Genomic DNA, 9,952 nt, shown 5'->3' on the forward strand with positions numbered 1-9,952 from the left:
CGGATGCCGGGCCGTGACGCGGATGCCCATTCGCTTGAACGCGCCGCCTGTATGGGAGACGCTGGATGCGTATCTAGAAAAACCGGATTCATCAGAGACACACTTCTCCTCGCTTTCCATAACTGCCGCGCGCCAATCAGTTAAAAAGAGCTGCAATGATGGCGCATCTTGTCACGACAGTGCACGACGTCACGTGTGATTGATCAATTACACCGACCTGTGTACATGACGCAAGTCTTGATGCACATTCGGCCTAACGGTGAACAGATCAGCTTATCCACATGCAATTGTGCGAGGAGATGCCATATCGCAGCATTCGGTGCGCTGCCCGCAATCACAGCCAGCAGGCACGGTTGCTGAACTTCCGGTGATTTGTCCCTACCTCCGCGGCGGCAACGCTGACCGCCGACCAGATCGCCCACTGACCAGACCCTGGCTCTTGCCACTCAACAAGGGACGCCATCAACGCAACTGCGACCAAAACCGCTATGACCGTCGTGCCATTCTCTGAGGGCGCTCCAAAGTCGGTGCTGCTCGCGATACATGCGAAGTGGCGAACGATGCTGATGTCGTCTTGTCGGTGTTGGATCAGATGCCCTAGTCCCGCGACGAAAATGGCCATCATCAAACTGGCCGCCATGTAGGGCAGCGGCGCTAGCACCAAGCTGGCATAAGTTGTCGGGTCCGCGCCTTTTGCAAGCAAGTCGGCAACTTCGCATGCGAGGTAAACGGACGGAATGAACGTGAAGTTGCCGATCGTTCGAAGCTTGCGGCCGGCGGCATCGAGGCGAATGGCACCGGCAGCCATCAGAGTACAGGTGATGACGAAGAGGGGAGGTTCTCGCAGCGAAAACACGAGCAGTATATAGCCCGCGATAATCACCAGACCCTGCAAGAGCATGCCGAAGGGCGCCAAGCCTGCGCGCTCCTGGGTCAATTGGCAAGCGAGTCCCACGATCGCTGCTTGAAGCCAAATCTCATTTTTAGTCAGCAAGGATATTATCAGAATGGGCGCGAGAAGCAGCAAGGCCCGGGCCAGGGAGCTCCCGATGAATCTCGGCCACGGCCAGCCGATTGATATCATGGCAGGTGACGTAGCGCTTCCACATCGATCATCTGCGCGATGGACCGTAGCACTTGCATCGAGTTTTGGTGATCCTGTTCATCCGCTGCGGCACATCCATCCTCAAGGATGAAGACCTCGTAATCGCGGTCGTGGGCGTCACGTGCTGTCGACTGGACCGCCCAGGTGCTGCTAACTCCAGTGATGATAAGTCGTGTTATCTTGCGGGCGCGCAGCGCGGGCTCGAGCGCCGTGCCATAGAAAGCGCTGACCCGTGACTTGTTGATAATCAAATCGGTCGGTTCGATGATCAGGTCGGGATGGAAGTCGGCGCCGTGCTCTCCGAGCTTTAGCGCGCCAAACTCGTGCGCGCGACCGAACATCGGTGAGCCTTTGGGTTGCTCGTGATAGTCAGGGGAAAAGCCGACCTTCACCAGCGCAACGAGCCAGCCCTTGGCACGAGCGATGGCAAGTCCTTCGTTAGCTTTGGCAATGACCCCGCGGGAAGAGGCGTGAGCTGCCGATCGGGCAACTTTGCCCTCGGGATGCATGATGTCGACGATGTAGTCGAGCGCGACGAAAGCGGTGTTCATAATCGCTGCAAGGCCAAGTTGGAAAATGGGAGCGGTGGTCGCCGCTCCCTTCGCAGCCAATATCGACGTCGGAGACCAATAAGTCTAATATATTGAGTAGTCGCAAATGATCGTTTATATGTATCAGTATGGAACTCCGTCACCTTCGCTATTTTTGCGCCGTTGCTGATGAAATGCATGTGACGCGTGCGGCTGAGCGTTTGCATCTCGCGCAACCTGCCTTGACACAGCAAATCAAGTCCCTGGAGGCCGAGCTCGGCGTAGAGCTTCTGCGCCGCGTCGGTCGACGCGTTGAACTCACCGAGGCCGGGATGGCTTTCCGGCGAGAGGCCGAAGCGGTCCTCGAGCGGGTGCAAAGCGCGGCATATATCGCTCAGGAGACAGCGCGGGGTAGCAAAGGGCGTCTGTCGATCGGTTTGGTCGAGTCGGCGGCCTTCGCTCCGCCTGTCACGGCGCTCCTCAAACAAGCCCGCGCGCTCTGGCCGGGTGTGGAAACGAGCTTCCTTCAGGGGCGGACCAGCGACCTCCTTGGGGCGCTGGCCGAGCGACGGATCGACGTTGCCTTCACTCGCGCACCCATTCCCGTTGATGACTCACTACACTCACAATCGTTTCTCTCCGAGGCGATCATCGTTGCGGTTCCTTCCCATCATCCGCTCGCAGCTCGGAGCAATGTCAGCTTTACCGAGCTTATCGACGAGCCTCTGATCCAACCGCCAACCGCACGGCCGCGAAGGTGAGGAAACGCTGCGCGACCAGATCATAGCGGCCTTCTCCCGCCTCGGAAGAATGCCACGCATCGTTCAGGAGACACCGGGCTTCGTGCTCACCCTCAACCTGGTAGCAGCGGGCCTGGGGCTTGCCTTCGTCCCGGCAGGCCTGAAGGGCTTGCGGGCCGACAGCGTGAGCTATCTTCCGCTGCATCCCGCCTCACTTAGCAGCGAGATCGTCCTCCTGGCCCGCGCCGACGCTGCCTCGCCAAGCGCCTCAAATTTCCTGGCGTTCGCGGCGGGACAGGCCATGATTTAGAGCTCACGCACTCTGATCAGGGTGTTTCAAGCTGATTGGATCCGGCTCTAGGCGGCGTGGACAAATTTGAGCCAGTATCTGGCGGTGGCGAAATGCACCATGCCGAGGAGGCTGTGCGTTCGGGCAGATCGATCGGGGCATTATATGCTTTGCAGTCCGCCGCTTCGCCACCTGTCAGGATGAAGGCGAGCGGCCTTCCAAGGGCATCGGCCAGGCAGTGAAGCTTATTGGTGCCCCCCGCGAGCGGCCAAGAGCGCGTCGATGAGTCCCCCTTTTCCCGCCCACTGCCGAAACATGGGCGCGGACTGTGGTGCTGTCGATGCTGTAGTGGCCGCTGTCCGCCATGATCTCCGCGAACGTCACCGCCACCGTTTCCCAAACCCCGGCTTCGCTCCACCGCCGGAGCCGCCGATAGATGGTGTTCCCGTTGCCGTATTTGGACGGCACGTCGCGCCACGGAGCGCCGCAACAGAGCCGGCAGAGTATGCCGTTGATGATCAATCGGTTCTTCTCCGGCGGTCTGCCTTGGCCACGATTTTCGGGCTCGATCGGCAACAAGCCCTTTAGGACACGCCATTCTGCTTCAGTGAGATCGCCTCTGCTCAAGCCTGTCTCCAAAAAGGCAGGCTTGAATCAACCGACAACATGCGCGTCACTTCAGATACTGTGGCGGACATGCGCCCGTCAGAGGGAGAATTACCCGCGATTACGACTTTCGGAGAGCCAGTTGATCACCTCGCTTGCGCTTCGGTCTGGCGGGAACAGCGGATAGAAAACATGTTCTATAGTGCCGTCGCAGATCATCAGCGTGAATCGTTTCATGAGGATCATGCCGCCGGCTTTAAAAGTCGGCAGCTTTATGGCTCGCGTCAGTTTCATATGCTGATCCGAAAGGATGGCGAACGGCAGGTGAAGGCGTTCAGCCGCCGCCTGCTGGTCGTCAGCAGACTGAGTGGAGAGGCCAAAGAGGTGGTCGACGCCGAGAGATTTCAGTTCGTCAAAATGGTCGCGGAAGGAGGGGTACATCCCCGTGCACCCGGTATCATGTCCCATCCGTCAGGAGGCGCAACGCCGGGCGTTCCCGTCATGGGATATGCAAAGACAACGACCCGACCGGACAACGCCGATAGGTCAATCGTCCCGCCGCCGGTAGCTTCAAGGGAAACGGAAGGCAGCCTAGCACCAATTAGATGGCGGGTCGCTCCATCATCAAGCGGCGCTGGAAGCGTGCTCCAATCAGGAGCGGCGAATGCGTTTTCCACGTAACGAGACTCCAATGATTTTCGCTCTGGGGCTCCTAGTGCAATCGCGCCAGTCGGGAAATGCCCCCGCTACGATGTTGCGCTCAGGCCCAATCCGTCCACGCCGCCTAGCTGTAGCGGCTCAAGATTATCCGGGTTTGGGCTTGAGGTCATCGCAATTTCTGGCTCAGATTGTCTGGGACTATAATCTGCCTCGGGCTCACATTCCGCGAGACTGGGCTCTAATTATCTGCGACGGGCTCACGGTGTTGAGACGGAGTATCGAGGACGGCCACTCGTCGGCAACCTCATGAGTACTGCTCGCCGGTAACCTCATGAGTACTGCCGACGTCGAGCTGGTCGGCCACCTCCGATCATTTGGTTTTTGAGATTACACCAGACAAATATTCATTTAGATCGCGAAAATCTTTAACTGTCCACGCGAACGCAGGCAGCGTTACACCGTTTTCTCGCAAGGTTTTTGGAATCAAATCCCCATTTGGGCGGAGTATCACGGATGATACGATGACGCCGGGATAATCGAAAAGACGCTTCCTGAATGCCGGCGTAGTAAGATCAGGTGTCGGCGGATTGCTTTTATTAGCCAAAGGCCCTGTGCCTTTAACATCTTTTCCGTGGCATATAGCGCAACGGTTCAAAAAAATTCGCTCCCCATTGGAGCTGGCCGCAAAGGACACTGACGGCATAAAAAATACTATCGCCAACATGGCGACGAAACCTTCCTTAATTGTCCTCATAGCGCTCCGTCTCCAATGGTACCGGGCCATGTTGCATAAATATTATAATTAGTCGCCCGTGAACAAGGCTCTAAGCGATTGAGCGGGAGTCTGTTTTTCGGATTCGAGCGGGTTTGAGATTGCAGGGATTGGAAGGTGGAGGCGGCCAAACCCTGCAATTTCGTTTGCGGATTCCCTTTTGCGGCAAGCCATGATTCTGTTGCGCATCGGAGGGGGACGATGCGGCCAAAGAAGCACAAGACCACGGGATCGAGTGATCTGTTCCGGGCGCGGCTGGACCAGATCATCAACATGAAGCACGAGCTGGTTCTGCTTGCCGGCAAGATCGATTGGGACTGGATCGACGGCGAGATCGCCCCACTCTACAGCGAGAATGGCCGGCCCGGGATCGAGACCCGTTTCATGATCGGGCTATTGCTGCTCAAGCACATTTACGGGCTGTCCTATCGTCGAGTTGAACAAGCGGGCGGCCGAGGCCGAGCTGCGCTTGAAGCGGCTCTATGACGCGATCGAGGCGGGCGTGGCCGATCTGGACGATCCGGCACTCAAGGACCGCATCACGGATATGAAGGCGACTCGGGATCAGGCCTAGGCCGACGGCTCAGCGGACGCAGGCCATGCCTGAGAGTGCAACCCATCAGGCCGTCACGCCTCAGATGCTTCGCCAGTTCGCCAACGCGGCCCGAACGCGGATGCGGGCCGATGGGGGCGGCTATCGCCGCGACCACCTCCGGCTGCGGGCCTGGCGGGTAGAGGTCGAGGACAAGGAGGTCCGCGTCATGGGGTCCAAGAGCAACCTGCTCCGAACCTTGGTGGCGGTCTCTAGCTCTGGCGTAAAATCGGATATCCTGGGCGTGCCCCGTTTTGTTCCGAAATGGCGGGCCACGATCGATAGTGATGATCACTACGTTTACGCCTTTAACCCTCTCGGGCACGATATCTTTGTGAAGCAGGCCTAATGCAATGGGTTTCAGGATTAGCGCGACATTTCTGTGTCACCAGCCCTGTTGAAATTGTCGCGGTTTGCCAGCGCCCAAGACGCCACCGCGGTCGGCGTGAAGCCTTCAAGCCCGACCTGCGGCCTAAAGGGGGCGGCTAAGATCGTATCGGCATCGTCGGAATGCGCAGCGAAATAGCGAAATTTCGATGCCACACGGCGGCCGACGCCCGCGCCCATCGCGACATCGACCTCGCGCTCGAATTCATCGAGGGGTTGGCCGTGATAGACGAACGTCCTGCCGATACCGATGCTTACGCGGGAGGCCAGTTCGTCGCCCGTCAGGCTCTCCGGCCCGGCGATGCGGTAATCGCCACCCATCGCGCCGCGCTCCAGCAGCATCAGCGCGGCCTCGGCACAATCATCGACCGATGTCCAGGCGATGCGCTGCGTGGCCGGAATCGGCGGCGCGAACACGCCCCGTTCCATGATCTCCACGCGCGCCGATGGTTTTAGCAAATTGTCGAGATACATGGTCGGTCGCACGATTGCGAAAGGTAGACCAGCGCGCCGCGCGGCATCCTCGATCATCTGATTGGCGACGAAGCTTGGTTCCTCGCATGGCAGCGGCCGGCTAGCACTGGCCAGCTTGAGGATGAACGATCGCACACCCATCGCGGTGAAAGCCGCCAACGCGTTTTCCGCCTGCGTCTTCATCTCATCGGTCGAGCCGATCGGAAGCTGAAGCACAGCATGGTCGATGTCGGCACTTGCGGCGCCCAGCGAGGCGACGTCATGGAGATCGCCTTCAGCCAGTTCGATGCCGGCTAGGTTCAGCCCCGGCACGCGTTTGCGATCACGGACGAGCGCGCGAACCTTCAAACCACGTGAGAGTGCAGCACGCGCGACGGCGCCGCCTTGTACGCCGGCCGCCAGGAAGACGACGATGGGTTTCGATCGGTCAATGACAGACATGGGATGCTCCTTCAAAACGGCCTGTCGGAGCATCGTTGTCAACAGCAACCGATCAGGCCCGGAAAGCGCACATGAGCGCCGGGACTGTCGGGGATCGTGCTGGTTCGGCACGACCAGAGCTTTCCTGACGACAGGAAAGGGCTTGGGCCAACCCAGACCAAGCCGGCCATTTCGACATGTGTAGTTATGCTATGAGCTAAAGCATCGTCAACTGGCTGATCCCGTCGCCATCCTGCCGGTGCTGTTACGGCGGTCGTGACCCAGGACTCTCCCTCAGACTGGAGGAGAAAAGGGTCTCAGGTCACCAGCTGGAATTTTGCGCGCAGCTCTTTACCGGCATGGACAAAGAGCGACTTGGCCGCTGGCGTGATGCCAAGCATGTGGATGCAGGCGTGGATCATGCCTTCGAGAACGACGAGGGTGGTCGGAACGCCATTTTCTTGAAGCTTGCGCGCATATGCTTCGCCTTCGCTACGCAAGGGATCGTATTCGCTCACCATGATTGTCGCCGGCGGTAAACCGGATAGATCGCCTCGAAGCGGTGCCGCGTAGACGGGGGGGCGCCGAGACTTGCTCGCCAAGATAGGCGTCCCAGCAAAATCGCATTGCATCACGTGTCAGGTAGTAGCCATCGGCAAACTCCACGTAGGAATTCGTATGGAAATCCGTATCGACAGGCGGGTACAAAAGGAGTTGGTGGGAGATCGATGGGCCTCGGCGGTCCCTCGATAGAAGCGCGGCCGCGGCAGCCAGATTTCCTCCGGCACTATCGCCAGCGACAACGATTCGATTTTTGTCGATTCCCAGCTGGGCCGCGTGATCAGCGGCCCAGCACAATGCCCGATAAAAATCTTCCAGAGGAACCGGATAGGGATATTCCGGCGCCAGCCGGTAGCCGATCGAGAGGACGACGCATCCGGTCGCGTTTGCAAGGGCGCGACAGGGGTTGTCGTAAACCTCGAGCGAGACAAGGCACCATCCCCCGGCATGGGCGAAGACAATGGCGGGCGGCGTGTCGCCGTTCTTTGTCCCCAAGGGCCAATAAGCCTTCACCGGTATAGGAATGCCGAACTCAGCCACTTCCACGGCAAAGTCTTCGACCCTATCGACAGCTTCCAAAGGACCCTGCATGGCGATTAGGGCCTGATCGGTTTCCGAACGAAGCTCTTCCAGAGAAGCCGGTTGCGCGCTGGACGGGCGGGCCAGGAATGCGGCAATATTCGCGTTGATCGTCATCTGGACATCCCCTCTAGGAAGAATGGAACGAGCTGCGCATTGAACTCGTGTGGGCATTCTTCCATGATGAAATGACCGCAGTCGCGGACAATCTCGCCCCGCAAGTCCGTCGCGTGGGGACGCAGCGTTTCCATTGGTGCATCCGCGGTCGCGTATTCAGAGCCGATGGCCAGGACGGGCATTGCCAACGGTCGATTCGCCCGTTCCAGGTTTTGGCGGATGGTCTCGGGGATAGCCCTGTAATAGGCAAACCCTGCCCGGATTCCCCCTGGCGTTCCGTAGGCCGCAGCATAGACATCCGCCGCGACACGGTCCCTGCGGTGGGACCATTTGTCGAACATGAAGCTCAGATATTCCTTCTCCCGGCCCGACGTCAGGAATTCCGGCAGGTCCAGGACCTGGTTGAACATGAAGTGCCAAAGGAAGATATTGTCCGAGGGGGGAACGAAGATCTGCGGCGCAGGGGCGAGGCCGGGAATGACAGCCTCGGTGAGCGCAATTCGCTCCACGGCATCCGGATAGTCGCTCGCCAGCGCGTAACCGACCCACATGCCCACGTCATGCCCGGCAACACCGTAACGGCTGTGTCCGAGCTCGATCATGACTTGATGCAGGAGGCGAGCGGCCGTCCCCGTATCGTAGCCGCTTTCTGGTCTGGCGGAGTGGCCGGTGCCGACAGGATCGACGGCAATGCTCTGAAACCCGTTCTCGGCCAATGCGACCATGACGTGACGCCAGGCGTACCAGGTCTGTGGCCAGCCCGGGATCAGCAGAATGGGGCGACCTTCACCCCGAATGGAACAGTGGATTTTCTGTCCGTCGATGCGGACATAGCGATGTGCGAAGCCTTCGGACGCGAGGTCCGCTGCAAATGTGTCTGCCATGATGCTTTCCTTGGAGAGAATTAGGCGATGCCGAGGATCGTGTTCATCTGAGCGGTGCTGAGCGGCGTTCCGGCGAAATCGTCGAAGATCTTGTCCGTGACGCGTATCACGTGGTCCCGAATGAAGGCCGCGCCTTCACGCGCGCCGTCCTCCTGGTCCTTCAGGCAGCATTCCCATTCCAAGGTCGCCCAGCCTCGCTATTTTCTCCGGTCAGCGAGCGGGCCCTATCGAGAGCTATCAACGCGGCACCGCCGCCCCGATCAGCGCAGTCGGTTCTCGGCCACTGATAAGGTTTTGAGAGTTTGCTTATCAGTTCAACGCGGAGGCCTCGCCGCTTAATCGCTGCCTCGCCCTAACTTGTGACGAGCTGTTGCTGCGGTCTGCACTTTCAGATGCGGTCGATGACCTCGGATCAGATCGGCCTGCTCAAGAGACCTACACCGGCAAACGTTACGTCCGTGATCCCAAGGTGAGGGAGGCCGTCAAACGTCGGGCCGCAGGCAAGCGCGAATACTGCGGGGTGCCGGGCTTTAGGTGCGAAAATGGGGAAATCTATAAATCTATCTTGAGTGCCACCGCATCCTGGCGCTGGCTAACGAAGGTGAAGACCGCATGAGCAATGTGATCGCAATATGCGCCGGGGACCACCGAGAGGCATACTTTGGCGCAAGACGCCGGGAGATCGCGACGGAGATGATCGCTAGGTCAAAGCGGCCGAGGCGCGCCGGTTGAAAGCGATCGTGTGAAAATTCAGCAACAGGCGTTCTGGCCCGCATGAGCCTCATCGTGGAAGATCGACAAGAAGTGCGCCGAGGAGCTTTGGAGCAGCTGCAAATTCGAGATCGCTGATCGATCGAAGCTGCCTTCCAAGACCCTTGAACTCAAGCAACCGTAGAGCGCGCCGCGACTGAGAAACTTAGCTAGGACGGGGCCTTCCGTTTGGGCAGATTTCGCTCGCTCGTCTCCGTCGTCTGACCTCACCACATTGGAAAATCTGGGGATTTTCGGCTGAAATGGCCCGGAAGCGGTGCGCACCGCTTGACCGACCAAATCGACTTGTTCTAATGCTCTGAAGTTACTTCCGCTTCCGGCGGCATAAGGGACATTGCCGGACTTGCTGCTGGCCCGGCCCCGTCGCGAATGACCCTGGCTGTGTAAAAACGCGAATGATCGAGACACGGCTAGAATTACATTCTTCAGTTCGTCGTCTAAGTTGAAGCCACGTGCTAGCTTAAG

General features: G+C 58.9%; 12 protein-coding genes and 3 pseudogenes. 4 read left to right on the top strand and 11 right to left on the bottom strand.

Annotated features, from left to right (window positions below; translation table 11 throughout):
- Positions 1-334: 334 nt before the first annotated feature.
- The gene (locus AC629_RS38555; protein WP_143199778.1) at positions 335-916 is read right to left on the bottom strand and encodes a hypothetical protein; all 582 of its coding nucleotides are present in this window, start codon (positions 914-916) and stop codon (positions 335-337) included.
- Between the two features lie 164 nt (positions 917-1,080).
- Positions 1,081-1,656: a cysteine hydrolase family protein gene (locus tag AC629_RS38560; RefSeq protein WP_084809931.1), complete on the bottom strand. Its 576-nt coding sequence runs from the start codon at positions 1,654-1,656 to the stop codon at positions 1,081-1,083.
- 128 nt (positions 1,657-1,784) lie between these two features.
- Here AC629_RS38560 and AC629_RS50020 point away from each other — a divergent pair, with 128 nt between their 5' ends.
- Together AC629_RS50020 and AC629_RS50025 are read left to right on the top strand one after the other, a co-directional pair.
- Positions 1,785-2,396 (top strand): LysR family transcriptional regulator, encoded by a 612-nt coding sequence (locus AC629_RS50020; protein ID WP_084809932.1) that lies wholly within the window; start codon positions 1,785-1,787, stop codon positions 2,394-2,396.
- Positions 2,397-2,403: 7 nt separating this feature from the next.
- Entirely contained in the window at positions 2,404-2,685 is a 282-nt protein-coding gene (locus AC629_RS50025; RefSeq protein WP_084809933.1) for a LysR substrate-binding domain-containing protein, read from the top strand.
- 115 nt (positions 2,686-2,800) lie between these two features.
- Here the strand turns inward: AC629_RS50025 and AC629_RS38580 are convergent.
- The 3 genes and pseudogenes from AC629_RS38580 to AC629_RS38590 all read right to left on the bottom strand — a co-directional run.
- Positions 2,801-3,291 (bottom strand): annotated as a pseudogene (locus AC629_RS38580) (IS5 family transposase); the annotation flags it as partial.
- Between the two features lie 90 nt (positions 3,292-3,381).
- Positions 3,382-3,947, bottom strand: a pseudogene (locus AC629_RS38585) (peroxiredoxin).
- A gap of 353 nt (positions 3,948-4,300) precedes the next feature.
- On the bottom strand, positions 4,301-4,684 hold the full coding sequence (locus tag AC629_RS38590) for a c-type cytochrome (RefSeq protein ID WP_210419172.1): 384 nt from the start codon (positions 4,682-4,684) through the stop codon (positions 4,301-4,303).
- 219 nt (positions 4,685-4,903) lie between these two features.
- Between AC629_RS38590 and AC629_RS38595 the strand changes: the two are divergent.
- Positions 4,904-5,140, top strand: a pseudogene (locus tag AC629_RS38595) (transposase); the annotation flags it as partial.
- 161 nt (positions 5,141-5,301) lie between these two features.
- The gene (locus AC629_RS47925; protein WP_210419173.1) at positions 5,302-5,643 is read left to right on the top strand and encodes a hypothetical protein; all 342 of its coding nucleotides are present in this window, start codon (positions 5,302-5,304) and stop codon (positions 5,641-5,643) included.
- A gap of 17 nt (positions 5,644-5,660) precedes the next feature.
- Here AC629_RS47925 and AC629_RS38605 read toward each other — a convergent pair whose 3' ends face one another.
- The 6 genes from AC629_RS38605 to AC629_RS47930 all read right to left on the bottom strand — a co-directional run.
- Entirely contained in the window at positions 5,661-6,596 is a 936-nt protein-coding gene (locus AC629_RS38605; protein WP_084809934.1) for an SDR family oxidoreductase, read from the bottom strand.
- A gap of 296 nt (positions 6,597-6,892) precedes the next feature.
- Positions 6,893-7,096 carry an alpha/beta hydrolase fold domain-containing protein gene (locus tag AC629_RS49380; RefSeq protein WP_502693086.1) on the bottom strand — a complete coding sequence of 68 codons (204 nt, stop codon included), beginning with the start codon at positions 7,094-7,096 and terminating at the stop codon, positions 6,893-6,895.
- Complete coding sequence (locus AC629_RS38610; RefSeq protein WP_245332130.1) at positions 7,068-7,832, bottom strand: alpha/beta hydrolase; 765 nt, start codon at positions 7,830-7,832, stop codon at positions 7,068-7,070. The genes AC629_RS49380 and AC629_RS38610 overlap by 29 nt, the downstream gene beginning before the upstream one ends.
- Positions 7,829-8,716: an alpha/beta fold hydrolase gene (locus AC629_RS38615; RefSeq protein ID WP_084809935.1), complete on the bottom strand. Its 888-nt coding sequence runs from the start codon at positions 8,714-8,716 to the stop codon at positions 7,829-7,831. Before AC629_RS38615 ends, AC629_RS38610 begins: the two co-directional genes overlap by 4 nt.
- A 20-nt stretch (positions 8,717-8,736) precedes the next feature.
- Entirely contained in the window at positions 8,737-8,898 is a 162-nt protein-coding gene (locus AC629_RS38620; RefSeq protein WP_502693088.1) for a hypothetical protein, read from the bottom strand.
- Positions 8,899-9,466: 568 nt separating this feature from the next.
- A partial coding sequence (locus tag AC629_RS47930; protein WP_210419174.1) for a hypothetical protein occupies positions 9,467-9,952 on the bottom strand: 486 nt, incomplete at its 5' end.

The sequence above is a fragment of the Bradyrhizobium sp. NAS80.1 genome, assembly GCF_001908205.1.
Classification (GTDB): domain Bacteria; phylum Pseudomonadota; class Alphaproteobacteria; order Rhizobiales; family Xanthobacteraceae; genus Bradyrhizobium.

Bases quoted from the DNA above. Each gene is read 5' to 3' on its own strand.
- AC629_RS49380 (WP_502693086.1), bottom strand. From the start codon at position 7,096: ATGGTGAGCGAATACGATCCCTTGCGTAGCGAAGGCGAAGCATATGCG.
- AC629_RS38605 (WP_084809934.1), bottom strand. From the start codon at position 6,596: ATGTCTGTCATTGACCGATCGAAACCCATCGTCGTCTTCCTGGCGGCC.
- AC629_RS38610 (WP_245332130.1), bottom strand. From the start codon at position 7,832: ATGACGATCAACGCGAATATTGCCGCATTCCTGGCCCGCCCGTCCAGC.
- AC629_RS38615 (WP_084809935.1), bottom strand. From the start codon at position 8,716: ATGGCAGACACATTTGCAGCGGACCTCGCGTCCGAAGGCTTCGCACAT.
- AC629_RS38590 (WP_210419172.1), bottom strand. From the start codon at position 4,684: ATGAGGACAATTAAGGAAGGTTTCGTCGCCATGTTGGCGATAGTATTT.
- AC629_RS47925 (WP_210419173.1), top strand. From the start codon at position 5,302: ATGCCTGAGAGTGCAACCCATCAGGCCGTCACGCCTCAGATGCTTCGC.
- AC629_RS50020 (WP_084809932.1), top strand. From the start codon at position 1,785: ATGGAACTCCGTCACCTTCGCTATTTTTGCGCCGTTGCTGATGAAATG.
- AC629_RS38560 (WP_084809931.1), bottom strand. From the start codon at position 1,656: ATGAACACCGCTTTCGTCGCGCTCGACTACATCGTCGACATCATGCAT.